This window comes from Anaerostipes amylophilus (assembly GCF_025567365.1).
Lineage (GTDB): Bacteria > Bacillota > Clostridia > Lachnospirales > Lachnospiraceae > Anaerostipes > Anaerostipes amylophilus.
In genome coordinates this window covers 152404-172128 of the sequence record NZ_JAOQJG010000004.1, presented here as the reverse complement: position 1 = coordinate 172128, position 19725 = coordinate 152404, and the positions used below count along the sequence as shown (strand labels likewise).

General features: G+C 37.2%; 20 protein-coding genes, 4 tRNA genes, 1 pseudogene and 1 other annotated feature. Of the genes and pseudogenes, 4 read left to right on the top strand and 21 right to left on the bottom strand.

Annotated elements, in window-relative coordinates; genetic code table 11:
* Positions 1 to 22 precede the first annotated feature (22 nt).
* Positions 23 to 259, top strand: coding sequence for an HPr family phosphocarrier protein (locus OCV53_RS07240; protein WP_081020062.1), 237 nt, complete (start codon positions 23 to 25; stop codon positions 257 to 259).
* A 133-nt stretch (positions 260 to 392) separates the two neighbouring features.
* On the opposite strand, the gene OCV53_RS07235 is transcribed toward OCV53_RS07240, so the two are convergent.
* The 5 genes from OCV53_RS07235 to OCV53_RS07215 all read right to left on the bottom strand — a co-directional run bounded on the left by OCV53_RS07235 (position 393) and on the right by OCV53_RS07215 (position 1239).
* Positions 393 to 465 (bottom strand) — tRNA-Lys (locus OCV53_RS07235).
* A 4-nt stretch (positions 466 to 469) separates the two neighbouring features.
* Positions 470 to 540, bottom strand: a tRNA-Gln gene (locus tag OCV53_RS07230).
* An 89-nt stretch (positions 541 to 629) separates the two neighbouring features.
* Positions 630 to 702, bottom strand: a tRNA-Lys gene (locus tag OCV53_RS07225).
* Between the two features lie 5 nt (positions 703 to 707).
* Positions 708 to 778, bottom strand: a tRNA-Gln gene (locus OCV53_RS07220).
* A gap of 77 nt (positions 779 to 855) precedes the next feature.
* Positions 856 to 1239 (bottom strand): hypothetical protein, encoded by a 384-nt coding sequence (locus OCV53_RS07215; protein ID WP_022375713.1) that lies wholly within the window; start codon positions 1237 to 1239, stop codon positions 856 to 858.
* A gap of 148 nt (positions 1240 to 1387) precedes the next feature.
* Positions 1388 to 1632, top strand: a binding site (T-box leader).
* Positions 1633 to 1776: 144 nt separating this feature from the next.
* Here OCV53_RS07215 and OCV53_RS07210 point away from each other — a divergent pair.
* The gene (locus OCV53_RS07210; protein WP_055197391.1) at positions 1777 to 3438 is read left to right on the top strand and encodes a 2-isopropylmalate synthase; all 1662 of its coding nucleotides are present in this window, start codon (positions 1777 to 1779) and stop codon (positions 3436 to 3438) included.
* Between the two features lie 284 nt (positions 3439 to 3722).
* Here the strand turns inward: OCV53_RS07210 and OCV53_RS07205 are convergent, their stop codons facing one another.
* The gene (locus OCV53_RS07205) at positions 3723 to 4379 is read right to left on the bottom strand and encodes a YigZ family protein (protein WP_055197389.1); all 657 of its coding nucleotides are present in this window, start codon (positions 4377 to 4379) and stop codon (positions 3723 to 3725) included.
* Positions 4360 to 4671 carry a DUF6514 family protein gene (locus OCV53_RS07200; RefSeq protein WP_055197386.1) on the bottom strand — a complete coding sequence of 104 codons (312 nt, stop codon included), beginning with the start codon at positions 4669 to 4671 and terminating at the stop codon, positions 4360 to 4362. The genes OCV53_RS07205 and OCV53_RS07200 overlap by 20 nt, the downstream gene beginning before the upstream one ends.
* Positions 4672 to 4771: 100 nt before the next feature.
* Between OCV53_RS07200 and OCV53_RS07195 the strand changes: the two genes are divergently transcribed.
* Positions 4772 to 7309, top strand: coding sequence for a transglycosylase domain-containing protein (locus OCV53_RS07195; RefSeq protein WP_055197384.1), 2538 nt, complete (start codon positions 4772 to 4774; stop codon positions 7307 to 7309).
* Positions 7310 to 7357: 48 nt separating this feature from the next.
* Here OCV53_RS07195 and spoVAE read toward each other — a convergent pair whose 3' ends face one another.
* From spoVAE to OCV53_RS07170, 5 genes are read right to left on the bottom strand one after another with little or no spacing between them, the layout of a single operon-like run.
* Positions 7358 to 7714: a stage V sporulation protein AE gene (gene spoVAE, locus OCV53_RS07190; protein ID WP_022375708.1), complete on the bottom strand. Its 357-nt coding sequence runs from the start codon at positions 7712 to 7714 to the stop codon at positions 7358 to 7360.
* Complete coding sequence (gene spoVAD, locus OCV53_RS07185; protein WP_022375707.1) at positions 7714 to 8730, bottom strand: stage V sporulation protein AD; 1017 nt, start codon at positions 8728 to 8730, stop codon at positions 7714 to 7716. Before spoVAD ends, spoVAE begins: the two co-directional genes overlap by 1 nt.
* Positions 8727 to 9191 (bottom strand): stage V sporulation protein AC, encoded by a 465-nt coding sequence (spoVAC, locus tag OCV53_RS07180; RefSeq protein ID WP_022375706.1) that lies wholly within the window; start codon positions 9189 to 9191, stop codon positions 8727 to 8729. Before spoVAC ends, spoVAD begins: the two co-directional genes overlap by 4 nt.
* Before the next feature lie 25 nt (positions 9192 to 9216).
* Entirely contained in the window at positions 9217 to 9633 is a 417-nt protein-coding gene (locus tag OCV53_RS07175) for a stage V sporulation protein AB (protein WP_022375705.1), read from the bottom strand.
* Positions 9620 to 10243 carry a stage V sporulation protein AA gene (locus OCV53_RS07170; RefSeq protein WP_022375704.1) on the bottom strand — a complete coding sequence of 208 codons (624 nt, stop codon included), beginning with the start codon at positions 10241 to 10243 and terminating at the stop codon, positions 9620 to 9622. The genes OCV53_RS07175 and OCV53_RS07170 overlap by 14 nt, the downstream gene beginning before the upstream one ends.
* A 122-nt stretch (positions 10244 to 10365) precedes the next feature.
* Between OCV53_RS07170 and OCV53_RS07165 the strand changes: the two genes are divergently transcribed.
* Positions 10366 to 10899, top strand: a complete 534-nt coding sequence (locus tag OCV53_RS07165; protein ID WP_022375703.1) for a DUF4364 family protein — start codon at positions 10366 to 10368, stop codon at positions 10897 to 10899.
* Here OCV53_RS07165 and yihA read toward each other — a convergent pair whose 3' ends face one another.
* From yihA to OCV53_RS07120, 9 genes and pseudogenes are all read right to left on the bottom strand, one after another.
* Positions 10900 to 11502: a ribosome biogenesis GTP-binding protein YihA/YsxC gene (gene yihA / locus OCV53_RS07160; RefSeq protein ID WP_022375702.1), complete on the bottom strand. Its 603-nt coding sequence runs from the start codon at positions 11500 to 11502 to the stop codon at positions 10900 to 10902.
* A gap of 57 nt (positions 11503 to 11559) precedes the next feature.
* Positions 11560 to 12330: a polysaccharide deacetylase family protein gene (locus OCV53_RS07155; protein WP_055197382.1), complete on the bottom strand. Its 771-nt coding sequence runs from the start codon at positions 12328 to 12330 to the stop codon at positions 11560 to 11562.
* Between the two features lie 166 nt (positions 12331 to 12496).
* Positions 12497 to 14614 carry a glutamine synthetase III family protein gene (locus OCV53_RS07150; protein WP_055197380.1) on the bottom strand — a complete coding sequence of 706 codons (2118 nt, stop codon included), beginning with the start codon at positions 14612 to 14614 and terminating at the stop codon, positions 12497 to 12499.
* Positions 14615 to 14951: 337 nt separating this feature from the next.
* The gene (locus tag OCV53_RS07145; RefSeq protein ID WP_055197378.1) at positions 14952 to 15311 is read right to left on the bottom strand and encodes an ATP-binding cassette domain-containing protein; all 360 of its coding nucleotides are present in this window, start codon (positions 15309 to 15311) and stop codon (positions 14952 to 14954) included.
* Positions 15312 to 15381: 70 nt separating this feature from the next.
* Entirely contained in the window at positions 15382 to 15606 is a 225-nt protein-coding gene (locus OCV53_RS12540) for a hypothetical protein (protein WP_416781749.1), read from the bottom strand.
* 21 nt (positions 15607 to 15627) lie between these two features.
* A pseudogene (locus OCV53_RS12535) lies at positions 15628 to 15858 on the bottom strand (ATP-binding cassette domain-containing protein); the annotation flags it as partial.
* On the bottom strand, positions 15855 to 16628 hold the full coding sequence (locus OCV53_RS07130; protein ID WP_055197374.1) for a polysaccharide deacetylase family protein: 774 nt from the start codon (positions 16626 to 16628) through the stop codon (positions 15855 to 15857). The gene OCV53_RS07130 and the pseudogene OCV53_RS12535, both read right to left, overlap by 4 nt.
* A 114-nt stretch (positions 16629 to 16742) precedes the next feature.
* Positions 16743 to 17855 carry an N-acetylglucosamine-6-phosphate deacetylase gene (gene nagA, locus OCV53_RS07125; RefSeq protein WP_022374972.1) on the bottom strand — a complete coding sequence of 371 codons (1113 nt, stop codon included), beginning with the start codon at positions 17853 to 17855 and terminating at the stop codon, positions 16743 to 16745.
* 383 nt (positions 17856 to 18238) lie between these two features.
* Positions 18239 to 19705, bottom strand: coding sequence for a PTS transporter subunit EIIC (locus OCV53_RS07120; RefSeq protein ID WP_022374973.1), 1467 nt, complete (start codon positions 19703 to 19705; stop codon positions 18239 to 18241).
* Between the last annotated feature and the right edge of the window lie 20 nt (positions 19706 to 19725).

Genomic DNA, 19725 nt, shown 5'->3' with positions numbered 1-19725 from the left:
AATATCATAAGGAGGTTTCAACGTGGAAACAAATTTTACAATTTCACTTGATTCCATTGCAGAAGTGAATGCTTTTGCAAACATGATCGCACATTTTACATCTGAGATTGATCTGTCCTCTGGAAGATATATCGTCAATGCAAAATCTATCATGGGAATCTTCAGCCTTGATCTGACACAACCTTTGACATTAACTGTACACGGAAATGATGAAATTGACGAAATTACAGAAGCAATCGCGCCTTACATCAAAAAATAAAGAAAAACTGGCATCCATTTTAATGCCAGTTTTTCTTTATCATTAATCATTTATTTCATAGGGAATTTCATCAAACTTTCCTGCAAAATAAAAAAACATGATCTAAGTTAATTCTTAAATCATGCTTATCTACTGAGCGTGCGGGGATTCGAACCCCGGACAACTTGATTAAAAGTCAAGTGCTCTACCACCTGAGCTACACACCCTTAACTGGGGTAGCTGGACTCGAACCAGCGGTGCAGGAGTCAGAATCCTGTGCCTTACCACTTGGCGATACCCCATCAGCGTAACAACTATTTTATTATATATCAGCTGTCGTTCTTTGTCAAGAACTTTTTTATATTTTTTAAATCTTATTTAAAAAATATAGTGAGCGTGCGGGGATTCGAACCCCGGACAACTTGATTAAAAGTCAAGTGCTCTACCACCTGAGCTACACACCCTTAAACTGGGGTAGCTGGACTCGAACCAGCGGTGCAGGAGTCAGAATCCTGTGCCTTACCACTTGGCGATACCCCATCAATGCGACAGCTCGTTTATATTATCATAGCATTACGACATCTGTCAACACTTTTTTTAAAATTTTTTAATTTTTTTTATTTTCCCAGAGTCAATTCTTTTAGGTACTGACTATTCCAAAATCGCTCTGTCACAGGTTGCCAATACTCAAATACGATTTTTCCTTTATTTCCTTGTTCAGAAAATCTTCCTTTATCCTCTCCCTTTCCTATATAAATCTCGAGAATCTCTCCTCTCCCAGATTCTTTTCCCTGATTATCATAAAAACAAAGTGCCATTCCTTCCCTCAGTTCTCCTCTGACAAATTCAACCTCCATGGAACCTTTTCCTTCTTCTATTTGTTCCATTCGTTCAATATAAGTAAGACTTCCTTCTAATTGATGCAATTTGTAAATCCGTTTTCTTGCTTCTTCATTTTCTTTAGAAGGTTCCTGTTTTTTTAAATATTCAAAAAATCGCATGTTTCTCTCCTCCATTAATCTGTTTTACTTTATCATAATTTTCTTTTCCATAAAAGAGGTCTTTATAAAAATAGTTACACTCACATTTTACACTTTTACAGTTGACACTTTCTTAATTTTATGTTAGATTGTCATTATTGTAAATGATTTAAATACAATGATAAGGAATAGTAGAATATTTGAGACATTCAGAGAGTTGCTGGATGGTGTGAAGCAATTGTTGATGATATTTGAACTCGCCTTTGAGTAGCATGCTGAACTTATAGTAGGTATTGCCGGAGTCCAACCGTTATAATGGAGAGATATCGGTTTTATAACCCGTATCAGTAAAAAGTGCACGTTTTTTAATAACGTGAATTAGAGTGGTACCGCGGAAGTTTCTTCGTCTCTATCCTTATAAGGATCAGATTCGGAGCTTTTTTTATGTTATAGAAGATTATTTCATCTTTCTATCATGTATTTTTACCGCGATTCATCTATATATACTGAAAACACATGCCTACAACAATTATTAATTTTGAAAGGAGCTTCACAGCAATGATGAACCCAAACAAATATGAAAGACAATATTTTATGCCACCTGAAACATCCCTTGAATGGACAAAGAAGGAATATATCACTAAGGCACCTACATGGTGTAGTGTTGACCTTCGTGATGGAAACCAGGCACTGATCATTCCAATGAGTCTTGATGAAAAGGTTGAATTCTTTAAATACTTAGTTAAAGTTGGTTTCAAAGAAATTGAAGTTGGTTTCCCTGCTGCATCTGAAACAGAATATACATTTCTTCGTACATTGATCGAAAATGACCTGATTCCTGATGATGTTACAATTCAGGTTTTAACACAAGCCAGAGAACATATTATCAAAAAAACTTTTGCAGCCTTGAAAGGTGCTAAAAAAGCAATCGTTCATGTATATAACTCTACTTCCGTTGCGCAGCGCGAGCAGGTATTTAAGAAATCTAAAGAAGAAATCATGAAGATTGCTACTGACGGAGCCAAATTATTAAAACGTCTGGCAGATGAAACAGAAGGTAATTTCTTATTTGAATATTCTCCTGAAAGTTTTACTGGTACTGAAATCGACTATGCATTAGATGTATGTAATGCAGTTCTTGACGTATGGCAACCTCGTCCAGACTGGAAAGTTATCATCAACCTTCCCGTTACTGTACAGCTTTCTCTGCCACACGTATACGCAAGTCAGATTGAATATATGAGCAAACATATGAAGTATCGTGAAAATGTTGTATTATCTCTTCATCCACATAATGACCGCGGATGTGGTGTTGCAGACACCGAACTTGCCCTACTTGCAGGTGCTGATCGTGTCGAAGGTACTTTATTTGGAAATGGAGAACGTACAGGTAACGTTGATGTTATCACTCTTGCATTAAATATGTATACACATGGTGTTGATCCAAAACTGGACTTTTCCAACTTACCAGAACTTACAAAAGCCTATGAAAGATTAACAAGAATGTCTGTTTACGAACGCCAGCCATATACAGGTCAGCTGGTATTCGCCGCATTCTCTGGATCTCATCAGGATGCCATCGCCAAAGGTATGCATTGGAGAGAAGAAAAACATCCAGATCACTGGAATATTCCATACCTTCCAATCGATCCGCACGACGTTGGACGCGAATACGAAAGTGATGTTATCCGTATCAACAGCCAGTCCGGTAAAGGTGGCATCAGCTATGTACTAGAAGAAAACTTTGGATTCCATATTCCTGGAAAGATGCGTGAAGATGTTGGCTACACAATCAAAGATGTGTCCGACAAACGTCATCAGGAATTAGTTCCTCGAGATATCTTAAAGGTATTTAAAGAAGTTTATGTAAACATCGATGATCCTTGCAAATTAAAAGAAGTACATTTCGTACAAAAAGATGGTGGAATCGAAACAGAAATCTCCTTGGATAAATCTGGTGTTCCTAAACTTTACCATGGTAAAGGAAATGGCCGTCTGGATGCTGTAAGTAATGCATTACAGAGACACAGTGATATGCATTATTCTATCATTACTTATCAGGAACACGCTTTAAATGTTGGTTCTAATTCACAAGCTTGTGCTTATGTTGGTGTTCAGGAACCTAATGGAACAATTACTTGGGGAGCTGGTATTCATGAAGATATTATTACGGCTTCTGTATTAGCATTAATCAGTGCAGTAAACCGGCTTGATCAGTAAATTCTGATTTGCAGGTAGTGTTGCATGTATGAGTCAGAAAGAAGATAAGAAGAAATATTTATAAGAAAAAAAGGATGACACAACGCATTCAAAAAGTGCTCATGTTGTCATCCTTTTTTTTCTTATAAATATTTCTTCTTATCTTCTTTCTGACTTATACAACGGAACGCTATTCAAATCACTACATAGTGTGTATGTTAAACGGTATTTGCTGATAAGTTTTATATTCGTTAACGGAAGATGAAAGATTTTTTATCATATACTCGAAATCTACAGTTGGCTAATTACAAATTAAATTTTATCTCCCCATCAATTTCAGCATAATAACTTTCTTCTCCTTTTTCAAGAACTCCCTTTCCCATGGATGCTTCCATAAATTTCTTTTCCATCATTTCAACATCTTCCACTGGGCTGATCATTTCAAAAGTTACGTTATCTGTATATATGGTATCCAGCACCGGAATATGATCTGTTGCTGTCAGATACTGTATCTTTCCTGATGTTGTATAGTCACATGTTAAACTCATTTTCTGACCAAGACATTTTTCAATTATGGTGCTTGCTTTGATTCCTTCTTGTGTGCTCTTTGTATATGCACGAATCAGGCCTCCTGTTCCAAGCAGAGTGCCTCCAAAGTACCTTGTGACTACTGCTACTACATTGTGCAGTTCTTGCCCTGTCAATACTTCTAACATTGGTTTTCCTGCTGTTCCGCTTGGTTCTCCATCATCGCTGCATCTTAATGCCGGCTGTTTTTCTCCAATGCTATATGCCCAGCAGTTATGTCTGGCATCCCAGTATTGTTTCTTTATCTTTTCTACAAAAGCCTGTGCTTCTTCTTCTGTCTGTGCTGGTGCAATATGTGCGATAAATCTTGATTTCTTCTCTGAAATCTCTGCTTCCCCTTCCTTATATAAAATCTTATATCTCTGACTGCTCATTTTCTTCCTCCCTGATCATGATCTCATCTAATGATTCTGCTAATGAAATTGGTGTTACTTTATATTTTATCAGACTATTGATCATATGTCCGATCACTTCCGCTGAATCTGTAATCTTCGGTATACTGTCCCATTCGATCAATCCTGCATCTTCCTGACTTTTTTTCAGTGCCACTCCATATATCTGATGTACTGGATCTTCCATTAAATAGTAGGATACTACATTTTCCCTGGCTTTGTCATCATAAAACACCTGTTTCCCCATAAATTTTTTCTTGTACTTGTTACTCATAATAATTTCCTCACTTATTAATTATTCTTCTGTTTGCATGTTACATGGCCGGTTTACTTGAACTTTCTTATTTGGTATAATGCTTATCAGGAGGTTTATTATGAAATACACCAAACAAAATATTGAGAAGCAGAGAAAAGTTCTTTCTTCTGATAAAGTACGGAAGAATTCCAGTGTTTCTCTCTTTCTTTTTAAATATGCTTTTATTGTTTCCATTATCCTGATCGTTGCCGGTCTTGGCCTTGGTGTGGGATTTGTTCGTGGTATCCTTAAGACAACTCCACAGATCACCAAAAATTCCGTACATTCCAAGGGCTATATCACAACGATCTATGATAATAAAGGTCAGACAATCAAAACTTTATCAAACCATGATTCTAACAGAATTTATACTCCTCTGTCATCCATCCCCAAAGATCTCCAGCATGCATTTATTGCCATTGAGGATGAACGGTTTTACAGCCATAATGGTATTGATTTGTACGGGATCATTCGAGCTACCTTCCTTGGTATTCGTAACCAATCATTAAGCCAAGGGGGAAGTACGATCACACAGCAGTTGATCAAGAATAATCTGTTGGGAATCCAACCTGAAAAAACTATGATGGAACGTCTGGAACGTAAGATCAAAGAACAGTCTCTTGCACTAGAACTTGAGAAAATTGCTTCCAAGAAATATATATTGGAAGAATATTTGAATGCGATCAATCTTGGAGAAGGAACTCTTGGTGTTCAGACAGCATCTCAGAAATATTTTAACAAAGATGTCTCTGATCTGACACTTTCAGAATGTGCGGTTCTGGCAGGAATCACAAAAAATCCTACACGTTTAAATCCAATTACTCATCCGGAAAGCAATGCTTCCAGAAGATTACTTGTTTTACAAAATATGTTAGATCAACATTATATCACAAAATCTCAATATAGAGAAGCACTTCGTGATGATGTATACACAAGAATTAAAAAAAATGCTGCTGCATCTACAACAAAGAAAAACACGAATTCTTATTTTGAAGATGCACTAATCCTTCAAGTTGTAAAAGACTTAAAAAGCAAACTCGGGTATGATGAGACAAAAGCTTACAGTGCAATCTACAGTGGCGGATTAAAAATATATTCTACACAAGATACTGCAATTCAAAATATCGCGGACAGTATCACTAGCAGCCCAGCAAACTATCCTAAAGCCACAAAAGTAGCTTTAACCTGCTCTTTCATGGTGCGTGCAGCTTCCGGAGAGACAAATACTTACACCGAACATAATCTGCTTCATTACATGAAGACCCATAAACTAGGAAACAGCCTGGTTTTCCAGAATGCTTCCGATGCAAAAGAAACTCTCGCTAAATATAAACATTATATAAAAGATAAAGGTGCAATGATCATCGATGAGACTTCACAGACAACGATCCAGCCACAAATTTCTTTAACGATCATGAATCAGTCAAATGGTTCTGTAGAAGCTTTAGTTGGAGGACGCGATCTGAAGACTTCAGATCTTTCACTAAACCGTGCTACTACTTCAACCAGACAGCCTGGATCAACATTTAAGATTTTGTCTGCATTTTTACCAGCCCTTGATAAAAATCATATGACACTTGGAACAGTTTATGATGACGCTCCATACAACTATAACGATTCCAATCGTCCGGTGCATAATTATTACAAAGGTTACAAAGGTTATTCAACGATCCGTGAAGCGATCACCCAATCAATGAATATTGTCGCAGCAAAAACTATTTCTGATGTAACACCAAAGACATCTTTTGCTTACCTTACAAAACTTGGTTTTTCAACACTTGTTTCCAATGAGTTTACATCTAACGGTAACGTATATACGGATATCACACAGTCATTAGCCCTTGGCGGTCTGACATATGGTGTCACGAATATGGAATTAACTGCTGCCTATGCTTCTATTGCCAATGGCGGTATGTATAATAAACCTGTTTTATATACAAAGGTTGTCGATCAAAATGGAAATGTCCTGCTTTCTAACAAACCAACGAAGAAACGGATTATGAAATCAAGCACCGCTTTTCTGCTTACCGATGCCATGAAGGATGTCATTGCCAAAGGAACTGGTAAAGACGCAAAACTGTCTTCTCCTATGGCTGTCGCAGGAAAAACTGGTACAACCTCTAACAATTACGATTACTGGTTCAGCGGTTATACACCTTACCACACAGCTTCTATATGGATGGGATACGACAACAATACAAATTTCAATTCCGAAAACACACATAAGAAACTATGGGCAAAGATCATGAATCAGATCATACAGACAAAATCCGAGAAAACTAAGAATTTCTCAAAACCATCAAATATTGTCAAGGCAAAGATTTGTAAAGAGTCTGGAAAACTTGCCATCAAAGGAGTCTGCGACCACGACCCTCGCGGTAATTGTATCATCACTGAATATTTTGAAAAAGGCACTGTTCCAAAACAAACTTGTGATACTCATGTAGCTGTTGAAATCTGCAAGAAAACAGATAAACTTGCCAATAAAAAATGTCCTAAATCCGAACGTATCAAGAAAGTTTATATCGTCCGAAAAAATGGAAGTCACGGAAAAACAGCAGATACAAAATTCCTGCTTCCAAAAAAATATCAATCTAATTCCTGCACAATGCATTAACAAAAAAATAAAAAACAGGGAATTCCTCAAAGAAGAATTCCCTGTTTTTTATTTTTTTATCTTCGGTTGAAAGATCAATGATGCAAGATATGAAAAAATCAATGCAGCAGATGTTCCCACAGCTGCTGCTGTAAAGCCTCCTTCAAACAATCCTAAAAAACCATGTTTATCAATTGCTTCTTTCATTCCTTTCCACAAACTGAACCCAAATCCTGACAGCGGAACTGTTGCCCCACACCCTCCAAATTCTTCGATTTTTTTATAAATTCCCAACGCTCCAAGAAGAACTCCTGTAATGACTAAAATTACCATGATCCTTCCAGGCTGCAGTGTCGTATGATCCATAAGAATCTGTACAAGAATACAGATGATTCCTCCTGTGATAAATGCCCTGATATATTCCATTATTCATTTTCTCCTTCCAAAACAATTGCATGCGCAATTCCAACAACACTTTCCCCTTCATTAAAACTTGTCTTTGACATCAATGCTCCTGTCGGCACAAATAATACACGTTTCCATATTCCGTCAGTTATCTTCTTTATGATCATTGCTGCCAGCACAACTGCGCTGCATGCACACCCAGAACCTCCTGAATGGGTATCTTGTTCTTCACTTTCATAAATCTCAATTCCACAATCTCCATATACTCCTGAAAGATCATAACCATTTTCACGAAGTAAATGAAGCAAGATCTTTTTTCCAACTTCCCCAAGATCTCCTGTATAAATCGCATCATAATCTTCTGGCTTTGTATTAAAATCCACAAAATGCTGATAGATCACTTCCGCTGCAGCCGGTGCCATACAAGCTCCCATATTCATCGGATCTTCCATTCCATAATCTACAATCTTTCCTGTCGTGATTCCCTTGATCTTTACTGATCCCTTCTCATCTGATACAACAAACCCTCCAGAACCTGTGACTGTCCATGTTGAAGATAACGGTCTTTGATTCCCATATTCCAAAGGAAAACGGAACTGTTTTTCCGCACTTCCAATATGACTTGAGGCAACTGCAAGTACATGCTTTGCAAAGTCTCCTGCAATACTCATAGCCGCTAGTGATAATGCCTCACCTACTGTCGAACAAGCCCCAAATAAACCAAACAAGGGGATTTCAAGCTCTTTCATACCAGAAAACGTCGCTGTGTTCTGTTCCAGAAGATCTCCAGCAAATGCATACCGGATATCTTTTGTGTGAAGCCTTGCTTTACTGATCGCAAGCATAGCGGCCTGTTTCATAAAACGTCCTTCAGCAAGCTCCCAGCTTTTCTGTCCAAAATAAGGATCTTCTATAATCTGATCGATCGCATTTCCTAATGGCCCTTCTCCTTCTTTCTGTCCTGCAACCGATGCCCAGCCTTTTATATATGGTGTCTTACTAAATTCAATACTTTGGATTCCTTTCCTCATTGTCATAAAAACCACCCCCACTGCTTTATAAACAAATAAATAAGACCTGCCAGAAATGATGAAAAAATTCCATATAAAATAACCGGACCTGCAATCGTAAAGATTTTCACACCAATACCAAACACCTGTCCTTCTTTCTGGTACTCAATTGCTGCCGATGCTACAGAATTAGCAAATCCTGTGATCGGTACAAGTCCTCCAGCGCCTCCAAATTTTGTAATTTTCCCATATAAATTAAATCCTGTTAAGATAACACTTAATAAAACAAGTTCAATCGTCACATAAAGCAGAGAATCTTTTTTGGAAAGGCCAAAATATGTTATCATTGTCTGCTTCATCATTTCACCCAAAACACAAAACACACCTCCAACCACAAATGCCTTTGCACAATTTAATAAACTGTTATGTTTTGGTGTAAGATTTTTTACGATCTGCTGATATTCTTGTTTATCCGGTTCTTTTTTCATTTTAACCACCCTTTCATAGATTGATTTAACGGAATATATAAAAATACATATAGCATCCAAACATTTTTCCTAGCGCAATTCCATAAATAACATATGGAATCCCTGACCTTAGTTTTAATCTCCTTGAAAAAATCGGAAGACTTTTGATCGTCTCCGCCAATGCTCCGATCATACATCCAATAAATATGCCTCCAAAGATTCCATAAGCTGCCAGCAACCAGTATCCAGCCCTTATCGACCATCTGTAGATAAATGCTAATGTTCCAAGAATCCCTCCTGCTGCCACAAAACTTTCATACGCTCTTGCATACTTTATGCTTTTTGTAAGGCCTGCAAGTCTTGGAATCACACCCAGCATACTTAAAAATGCGAGAAAACTGGCTGCAATAAGTCCTCCTGCACATAATCCGTAAAATATTAAAAGTATACTACGAATCCACATCTTCTTCCTCCTCTTTGCGGCCTGCATCAATCATTAATGTATCATTTACATCTCTTTCATAAAGCCGCATCTGCACTTCGAATGGTGTCGGATCATCATTTAGTTTGATCTTTCCTGCATGATTGAAAAAGATGATGATTCCTATTGCCAAACCTATCGTATATGAAACATGAAGAAGATTCGGGCCATTTGGAGCACTTCCCATGATCATTTCATAAACATTATAAAAAAGTTCCTCAATTCCAACATCTGTGTTATATGTCATGATTGAAAAGCTTGCACCAAAAAACGCAACGAGCATCACAAATAAGATTTTTCCATAATGCATGATCTTCGATTCATCTTGTTTCTTTTTGTAATAGACAATAAAATCCTGCGGTCCAAGATTTATCACATCTAACGTTTTATCTACTTCTTTGATCTTCTCGATCACTTTAAGAACTGAAAAACATTTTCTCTGATTACCTCTGTCTATAAAATGATAAATACTCTTATTCTTAATCTGTTGTTCCATATCTTTATCGGTGCAGTATAAAGACATAATATCTTTCATTTTAATTTCTTTATGATCAATGCATACACTTTCTTCCACCTTAATATACACATTCATTTTTATCACCTCAGCGTTATTATCTGTTATTTTTGGCTTTTCATTCATAAGTTGCAAGAAAAATGATGTGGTGTTATAATCTCTCATAGTGACTTTTATCGATAAATCAAAGGAGAATGGCCATGGAACAAGAACAATTAACACTTTACAAACTTATGATTTTATATTTAATTGAGAAAGTGGATTTTCCTTTGAGTAATTCCCAGATATCTGAATTTATTCTGGATAAAGGCTATACGAACTATTTTACCGTTCAGAGAGCTTTTCATGAGCTAGAGGAAGAGAATATGCTCAGAGTTAAACAAATCCGTAATATGAGCCATTATGCTCTTAGTGATGAGGGTTTAGAAGCGATCGAGATGTTTGAATACCAGATTCCGAATTCGATCAAAGAAGATATCGCACAGTTTCTAAAAGAAAAAGAATACGAACTGCGTAAAGAAGCGAATGTAAAAGCAGATTTTTATCCATCGAAAGGTGATGAATACACGGTAAATCTTAAGATCAGCGAAAAAGAAAGCCCGCTCCTTGAGATTAACTTAAATGTCGTCTCAAGAGACCAGGCAGTTTACATATGCGACCATTGGGAGAAGAAACACTCCGATGTCTATTCCATGCTAATTGAAAAATTATTATTTGACGAGCCGGATAAGTAATTATTCGGTTTCTTCTTTTTCAAGGACGATTTTTTCAATGAAATCCCAGATTTCATCTCTTCCCTGTTTGGATAAGGCTGAGAATGGGAAGATTGGTGTTTCCTTGTCCATCTGAAGCTCTGTGCGGATCTCTTTTAGATGTTTTGGCACCTGGCTTCTTTTTAATTTGTCAAGCTTTGTTGCGATGATCACTGGACGGTATCCATTGTGAAGGATCCAATCATACATCATGACATCATTCTTTGATGGTTTATGTCTGATATCGATCAGTAAGAATACCATTCTAAGCTGTTTTGATGTCTGTAAATAGTTCTCGATCATGTGTCCCCATTTTTCCTTAACAGACTGTGTTACTTTCGCAAATCCGTATCCTGGAAGGTCTACATAATAAAGTTCTTCGTTAATATTATAATAATTGATCGTCTGTGTCTTTCCTGGCTGTGCAGAAATTCTTGCGTAGGATTTACGATTCATCAATGCATTGATCAGTGATGATTTTCCTACATTTGATTTCCCTGCAAATGCTACTTCCGGCAATGTGTTGTCCGGTAATTTACTTGTGATTCCACAGACGGTTTCTAAATTTACACTTTTTATGATCATGTCAATCTCCTAACGTAAAATAAATCCATTACCGAACATATTCTACGTTATCCCCTATTATTTGTCAATGGAGACATGATGAATGGGCTTTGTATTTTTTGTGATCGGAAGTATCTGATATCCCTCTTTTTTTAAGGTTTTGATCAGCGAGTCTAATCCTTTTACTGTATTTTTCGTCTCATGAAGGTCATGCATCAGGACAATGCTTGTCTTTTGTCTTCTGACATCCTTTAATATCTTTTGATTCAACTCATAAGAACTGGCATTAAAATTGATCGCATCTTCATTTAATGCATTCCAGTCAAAATATAAGATGCCTTTTTGATTCACATATCGGATATACGGTTTGATGTCTCCAGCACAATGATTACTGCTGCCTCCTGGAAAACGATAAATATACGACTTTACTTCCGTAAGATCATATAAATATTTCTGAAGTTTCATCAAATCTTTAGAAAATGCTCCGACACTTGCATAAATCTGATCATAATTATGACTATATGAATGCATACCTAGTGTGTGTCCTTCTAAAATGATCCTCCGATACATCTTTTTAGCATGTTCCGTTTCTTTCCCTACAACAAAAAATGTTGCCCTTACCTTATTTTTCTTTAAAATATCAAGAATCTCGTCTGTATGATCTGACGGCCCATCATCGAACGTTAAGTATACCTTTTTTTGATTCAGATTATTATTTGTAAGGAATCCGCTTTCTCCTTCCCCCTGACTTGCAATTTTAAATATATTATTTTGTCTGGGTATTAATTGGATCATACATGTAGTGATCGTTAATACTGCAATGATATATGCCAATATCTTCTTTCTCATATTCTTCCTCTTTTCAAAATATTTTGATTCTTCTTTCTATTTATCATGTGAAGAACTCTCATTTTTATTCTGGCATATATTTACACAAAATAAATAAAAAAAGTGACAGAAATAACATTTCTGCCACTTTTTTCGTGTATTAAAGAGTTTTACAAACTATGTAATCTTAAACTTCGAAGATCAGATCTCCGTAACTTGGCATTGGCCAATCTTCTTTCGCTACTAACATTTCCAGTCTGTCTGCTGGTTCACGTACTGCACTCATATCTGTAAAGATCGTATCATGATAGAAACGAGCCTGTGCTTCACTTTCTAATGCCTGAGCTTCTGGAATATCTGCTTCTAATTTCTTAATCGCTGCAAATAAATCTTTTAAGTTTGCAGTGATATCTTCTAACAGTTTTTCCTGTACAGAGCTGTCAACTCCAACTGTCTTCAGTTCAGCAACTCCATTTGCAAGTTTTCTCTGATATTTCATAACTGCTGGAACAATCTGTTTCTTCGCAATATCTAATGTTGCAAGTCCTTCGATGTTGATCGTGTTAGAATACTGTTCATATAATACTTCTACACGGGACTCTAATTCTCCTTTTGTAAATACACCGAATTTTTCGAACATCTTGATAGATTTTTCTGTTGTTAATGTTGGGATTGCATCTACCATGCTTCTTAAGTTTGGAAGTCCTCTTCTCTCAGCTTCTGCTACCCATTCATCAGAATATCCGTTACCATTGAAGATAACTCTCTGATGCTCTGTTAATAATTCTTTTGTGATCTCGTGAGCTTCCATTGCTACTGCATCTGCTCCGCCTTCTACTTTCTCTAATCTGTCACAAACATCTGCAAATACATCTGCTACGATCGTATTTAATACAACGTTTGGATCAGAGATAGACTGTGTAGAACCAACCATACGGAATTCGAATTTATTTCCTGTAAATGCAAATGGTGATGTTCTGTTACGGTCTGTTGCATCTTTTTCAAATGCTGGTAAAGAATGTACTCCTGATGCAAGTCTGTCACCATGTTTAGATTCTGTAGCTTCTCCTCTTGTTACAAGCTGTTTTACAACATCCTCTAACTGATCTCCAAGGAAGATAGAAATGATTGCTGGAGGTGCCTCGTTAGCTCCTAATCTGTGGTCGTTTCCTGGTGTAGATGCTGACATACGAAGTAAATCTGCATGTTTATCTACTGCTGCAATAATGGAAGCTAAGATCAGTAAGAACTGATTGTTTTCATGAGGAGTTTTTCCTGGATCTAACAGATTCTTTCCTTCATTTGTTACCATAGACCAGTTGTTATGTTTTCCTGATCCGTTGATTCCTGCAAATGGTTTCTCATGAAGTAAGCATTTTAATCCGTGACGTCTTGCAACACGTCTCATTGTTTCCATTAATAACTGGTTGTGGTCTGTTGCCACGTTGTTTGAGTTATAAATTGGAGCTAATTCGTGCTGTGCTGGTGCTACTTCGTTATGCTCTGTCTTAGCACTGATTCCAAGTTTCCATGCTTCGATATTTAAATCTTTCATGAATCCTTCGATTCTTGGTTTGATGATTCCAAAATAATGGTCATCCATTTCCTGACCTTTTGGAGGCATTGCTCCGAATAATGTACGTCCAGTGAAGATCAAGTCTTTTCTCTGTTTATATTTTTCTTCATCAACTAAGAAATATTCCTGTTCTGGTCCAACGGATGTGCTAACACGTTTTACATTCTTATTTCCTAATACATTTAATAATCTTGTTGTCTGGATATCTAATGCCTGCATAGAACGAAGAAGTGGTGTCTTCTTGTCTAATGCTTCTCCTTTGTATGAGCAGAATGCTGTTGGAATACATAAGATACATGCATTTTCTGTTTCTTTGATGAATGCAGGTGATGTACAATCCCAGGCTGTATATCCTCTTGCTTCAAATGTTGCTCTTAATCCACCTGATGGGAATGAAGATGCATCTGGTTCACCTTTGATCAGTTCTTTTCCTGAGAACTCAAGTAAAACTTTACCATCGTCTGTTGGGTTAATGAAAGCGTCATGTTTCTCTGCTGTCACACCTGTTAATGGCTGGAACCAGTGAGTATAATGTGTAGCACCCTTTTCAATAGCCCATTCTTTCATCTCATTCGCAACTACGTCTGCAATTGCTGGATTTAATTCTGTTCCTTCTTCGATTGTCTTTTTCAGATCTTTGTAAACGGCCTTTGGAAGACGTGCTTTCATAACACTGTCGTTAAATACGTGGGATCCGAAGATTTCTGATACATTGATTTTTTCCTTCATAGAGTTCTTCCTTTCTTCTCTTACATTTGAAGCATAATCTATATATTTTTTCTTCTATTATCTAACTGATAGTAGAAAAAAAGGGGCGACAAACAATATGAAACTAATTGTTTGACGCCCTTGTCAGTAACTTCACTGGTTATAGGATACAATGATTCTTTTTGAAAATCAAGTCCTTTTTTGTATTTTATCTAGTACTTTTATTTGATCGTTTTTTCGACAGATTTTCCATTCACTGTTTTGATTCCTACCAGGCGGAACTTGTAACTCTTTCCTACTTTTGCTTTTTTCTTTGTGTATTTGTATGGTTTTACTTTAAACTTGTAGGATGTTCCTGCTACAAAGTAAATTGTAATTCCGATGGTTCTCCAATTCCTTCAATTTTGCCATCAAACATCATCCCGATACGGTCTGCATATTCTGCACAGAATTCCAGATCATAGGATACCATGAAAATCGTTCTTCCCTCATCTGCAAGTTTTTGTAAAAGCTCTCCAAATCTCCTGCTGTGTTCTCTGGCCATCCCTTTGGTTGACTCATCTAGCAGCAAAATCTCTGGGTCTGCAAGCAATACCTTGACCAAAGCTGCCATCTGCTGCTGGCCGCCATTTAGATCATATGGATGTGCATACTTTTCTTTCATAAGATCTGCCATCTCTAACAGTTCATCGACTCTTTCCTCTTTGCCTTTTCCCATCTCCAACAGATCTGCAAACAGCTGATCTTTCTTATCTGCTTCCTTGCTTCTTCTATCTTAAAGCTTGGTTCTAAGTTAAATTTATCTTCCAAACGAAGAATCTGTGGAAGTGACTGTTCAAATGGATGATGCATTGATCTGCCATTTCCATCACATCTTCTAAATTATGGGATGTCAAAATAATCGTTAATCCAAATTCCTTATGTAATTTCTGAAGCATCACAAGAAAGTCATTTCTTACTGTGGGATCTAACTGTGCTGTTGGTTCATCAAGGATCAACACCTTTGGATGCATTGCCATAACTGCTGCAAGATTTACCATCTGTTTTTGGCCTCCAGACAATTCATCTGTACTTTTATGATAAATCTTTTGCAGATCAAAATAATTAACGATCTCCGCAACCGTACGCTTCATCTGTTCTTTTTTTTAATGTCTTAACAGCGTCGTCTTCCCACTACCGCTTGGTCCTGCGATCAATGTAATCTTGCCTTTTTTGATTTTTAGCGATATTTCTTTGTTCGTTTCGATAACTTTTTGATATTTCATAATTTTATCTGTTTTCCTGTTAGATCAATGCGATAGTTACTTCGATAGATCAATCTGGAGACTGGTACAAGCTCATATCCTTTTGCTTTGATATTTCTTATGATCTGTTTTAATACCTGTTTGGTGCATTTTGTTCCAGTATGCATCAGAATAATACTTCCAGGTGATAAATTTTTATGTTCACAAACTTTCTTGATCAACTGTTCTTTGGTTGGTTCCTGCCAGTCTAAGCTGTCTACGTTCCATTGAATGATATAATAATTCATTTTTCTTGCATTTTTTACAACAGATTCATTATAGTCTCCGTATGGTGCACGAAACAGATCAATTTTGATACCTAATAATCCTTGAATCTTTTCTGTGACACCTCGGATCTCTTCCTGCTGCTGTTTATCTGTTAATTTTGTCATATATTTATGATGATCTCCATGACTTGCGATATCATGCCCTTCATCGTAGATTGTTTTGATATCCGCTGGATATTTGCTGATCCAGTCTCCACAGAAGAAAAAAGTTGCTTTTACATTTTCCTGCTTTAGTATCTTTAAGATCTGTGGAATATCTTCATTGCCCCATGCGGTGTCAAATGTCAATGCGATTTGTTTTTTATCTGTATCTACACAGTAAATTGGAAGTTTTTCTTCCTGTGTTTCACTCCAGACATAGATATTGTTTTGTATAAATTCTCTGGCTGGACGAATACTGTCACTGTTTGTAACCCAGAGTGCTGTCAAGATCAACAGGATAATGACTGACATTTTTCGAAGCATTGTTTGATCTGCCTCTCTTTTTTTATCATTTTATGAATTTAGACATAGAAAAAGAATCCTGCTTTCACAGAATCCTTTTTCTTATTTTTGTTGATATTTTCTATTTTATGATACTTATTTTACCTGACCCTTCTGGATGATGGATACAATATTTAAATCTTTATCTAAAACTACTGCATTTGCGTATTTTCCTTCTTCAAGGCTTCCATATTTATCATCGATTCCAATCGATTTTGCTGGATTTAATGTTGCACACCTGACTGCACTTTCTAATGGAATATTCATCTTCTTAACTGCTGTTCTCATACAATCCATCAGGTTTGTTGCAGAACCTGCAATAGCTCCTCCTTCTGTCAGTGTTGCAAGATTACCTACTACAGTTACTGGCTGTCCACCTAATTCGTATTGTCCATCATCCATACCTGTTGCCATCATGCTATCACTGATCAGAACAATTCTCTTGTCTGTAAACATCTCAAAAGTTGCTCTGACACAAGATGGATGGATATGAACCCCGTCACAGATCAGTTCTACGAAACATTCGCTGTCCCTTGCTGCTCCAATAACTCCTGGTGTCCTGTGACCAAATGGCGGCATTGCATTGTATAGATGAGTAATATGATCGACACCTCTATGAATCGCTTCGGTTGCTGTATCATAATCTGCAGTTGTGTGTGCGATTGATACATGAACTTCATCTTTTACCTGATCGATAAATTCCATTGCACCTTCTGTCTCTGGTGCAAGATCAATCAATTTCACAAGTCCACCTGCTGCTTCCTGCATTCTGTGGAAGAAATCTACATCGGCTGTTTTAATATCTTCTTCTTTCTGGGCGCCTTTCTTTTCTTTGTTTACAAAAGGTCCTTCCATATTGATTCCGACAAGATCTGCACCTTTTCCATTCTTATGTTCTTTAGCCGCTTTCATTGCCTGCATTAACTGGTCTTCTGGAATTGTCATTGTAGCTGGACAGATTGCTAATACTCCATTGGCTGCCTCATAATCAGCCAGTGCCTGAATCGATTCTTCGGTTCCATCACACATATCATGTCTGACACATCCATGGAAGTGAATATCTACAAGACCTGGGATCACATAGCATCCTTCGGCTTCTACTTCTTTGTTATCTGTTGTTTTGTTAGAAATATATTCTCCTTCTATATAGAGATCTTTTTTTTCGAATGTTCCTTCTGGTGTAAAAACCAGTCCGTTTTTTATGATCATTGTATTACCTCGATTCTCGTTACTATTTATATGATTCTTTCTGCTTCTATTTTAACAGTCTGATACTTTACAATCAAATAAAACAGAGCTTTTTGGCCCTGTTTTACTGAAACTGATTGTTCCGTCGTGATTTGTTTTTGTTTAATCAAGTTTTTGAATGTACTTTCGATTTATCTAATGTTCTTTGCAAGACCATTCGGTTACGGTTAATTTCCATACATTCACGCTGTTAACCATTTGATCTGCGAAAGTCCAGAATGCGTCATCACTTACTTTGCAAAACTATCTTTATTATACAAAAAGTCTTTTATGATATCAACGGAAAAACGGACCAGCATATCGCCGGTCCGTTTTCGGGGAGAATTATGAATAGCAACAAAGACTTATTTACATAATTTTTCCATCTCATCTGCAACAAACTGAACTTTTGGTCCAATGATAACCTGAATGTTACCTTTTCCTGGACGAATGATTCCTGCTGCTCCTGAGGATTTGATCTTTGCTTCATTTACTTTATCATCATCGTTGATTTCTAAACGAAGTCTTGTAATGCAGTTATCAACACTCTTAACATTGGCACTTCCACCCAATCCTTCCAGGATCACAGATGCCATTGCTGTATAATCGTCATTTGCTAATGCGATGTTTTCTTCATCAATATCATCATCTTCACGACCTGGTGTTTTCAGATCGAATTTGGTGATCGCAATACGGAATACTACATAGAATACGATAAATGCTGCGATTCCTAAAGGAATGATCATCCATGTCTTCTGTGCTGCTGGTAAGGAAGATGAGAATACAAGGTCGGTTGCTCCTGCGGAGAAGCTGAATCCTGCTCTGAATCCTACCAGAGTTGTGATCGTTGTGAAAATTCCATAAAGGAGTGCGTAGATTACATATAAACCTGGTGCTAAGAACATAAATCCGAACTCAAATGGTTCTGTTACACCACAGACAAATGCACAAACGGCTGCAGATCCTACTAAACCGATGGCAATCTTTTTCTTGTTGCTCTTTGCTGTCTGGATCATCGCTAAGGCTGCTCCTGGAATACCGAACATCATACATGGGAAGAATCCTGACATATACATTCCAAGGCTCCATGATACATTCTTAGATGTTTCACCTGCCCAAAAATGAGTTAAATCTCCAAGTCCGATCGTATCAAACCAGAATACGTTGTTCAATGCATGATGTAATCCAGTTGGAATCAGCAGACGGTTTAAGAATGCATAGATACCGGCTCCAATGGCTCCCATCTTGGCAATAGACTGACCAACTGTGATCAGTGCTGTAAATACTACTGGCCATACAAACAGTAATACAACAGATACAATGATAGATACAACACCAGCAACAATTGCTACACAGCGTTTACCACTAAAGAATGATAACCAGTCTGGTAATTTTGTATCTTTGAACTTGTTATAACACATAGATCCGATCACACCAGATAAGATACCGATAAATGGATTGGCGATCTTATCAAATGCAAGTGTTGCATCTGCATTCTTTGCGATAGATGGCATGATCGTTGTTACTACTGCTGTAGATAACAAGGTTGTGATCATCAGCCATGATGCTAAGGCTGCCAGACCCCCAGTTCCGTCGTGTTTATCCGACATACCTACACCTACACCGATCACAAACAGTAATGCCATGTTATCGATCAAAGCACCTCCTGCCTTCACGAGGAAGAATCCGATCTGGTTTCCGATCCCTGTGATATCACCACCCTGCATGGTTGCAGGACACAGTGCATATCCGATTCCCATTAAAATACCACAGATTGGTAAACACGCTACTGGAAGCATCAAGGCTTTTCCTAATTTTTGTAAAAATTTCATATAGCTCGTCCCCTTTCATT

Bases quoted from the DNA above. Each gene is read 5' to 3' on its own strand.
- OCV53_RS07215 (WP_022375713.1), bottom strand. From the start codon at position 1,239: ATGCGATTTTTTGAATATTTAAAAAAACAGGAACCTTCTAAAGAAAAT.
- OCV53_RS07210 (WP_055197391.1), top strand. From the start codon at position 1,777: ATGATGAACCCAAACAAATATGAAAGACAATATTTTATGCCACCTGAA.
- OCV53_RS07205 (WP_055197389.1), bottom strand. From the start codon at position 4,379: ATGAGCAGTCAGAGATATAAGATTTTATATAAGGAAGGGGAAGCAGAG.
- OCV53_RS07200 (WP_055197386.1), bottom strand. From the start codon at position 4,671: ATGAGTAACAAGTACAAGAAAAAATTTATGGGGAAACAGGTGTTTTAT.
- OCV53_RS07195 (WP_055197384.1), top strand. From the start codon at position 4,772: ATGAAATACACCAAACAAAATATTGAGAAGCAGAGAAAAGTTCTTTCT.
- spoVAE (WP_022375708.1), bottom strand. From the start codon at position 7,714: ATGGAATATATCAGGGCATTTATCACAGGAGGAATCATCTGTATTCTT.
- spoVAD (WP_022375707.1), bottom strand. From the start codon at position 8,730: ATGACAATGAGGAAAGGAATCCAAAGTATTGAATTTAGTAAGACACCA.
- spoVAC (WP_022375706.1), bottom strand. From the start codon at position 9,191: ATGAAAAAAGAACCGGATAAACAAGAATATCAGCAGATCGTAAAAAAT.
- OCV53_RS07175 (WP_022375705.1), bottom strand. From the start codon at position 9,633: ATGTGGATTCGTAGTATACTTTTAATATTTTACGGATTATGTGCAGGA.
- OCV53_RS07170 (WP_022375704.1), bottom strand. From the start codon at position 10,243: ATGAATGTGTATATTAAGGTGGAAGAAAGTGTATGCATTGATCATAAA.
- OCV53_RS07165 (WP_022375703.1), top strand. From the start codon at position 10,366: ATGGAACAAGAACAATTAACACTTTACAAACTTATGATTTTATATTTA.
- yihA (WP_022375702.1), bottom strand. From the start codon at position 11,502: ATGATCATAAAAAGTGTAAATTTAGAAACCGTCTGTGGAATCACAAGT.
- OCV53_RS07155 (WP_055197382.1), bottom strand. From the start codon at position 12,330: ATGAGAAAGAAGATATTGGCATATATCATTGCAGTATTAACGATCACT.
- OCV53_RS07150 (WP_055197380.1), bottom strand. From the start codon at position 14,614: ATGAAGGAAAAAATCAATGTATCAGAAATCTTCGGATCCCACGTATTT.
- OCV53_RS07145 (WP_055197378.1), bottom strand. From the start codon at position 15,311: ATGGGAAAAGGCAAAGAGGAAAGAGTCGATGAACTGTTAGAGATGGCA.
- OCV53_RS12540 (WP_416781749.1), bottom strand. From the start codon at position 15,606: ATGCATCCAAAGGTGTTGATCCTTGATGAACCAACAGCACAGTTAGAT.
- OCV53_RS07130 (WP_055197374.1), bottom strand. From the start codon at position 16,628: ATGCTTCGAAAAATGTCAGTCATTATCCTGTTGATCTTGACAGCACTC.
- nagA (WP_022374972.1), bottom strand. From the start codon at position 17,855: ATGATCATAAAAAACGGACTGGTTTTTACACCAGAAGGAACATTCGAA.
- OCV53_RS07120 (WP_022374973.1), bottom strand. From the start codon at position 19,705: ATGAAATTTTTACAAAAATTAGGAAAAGCCTTGATGCTTCCAGTAGCG.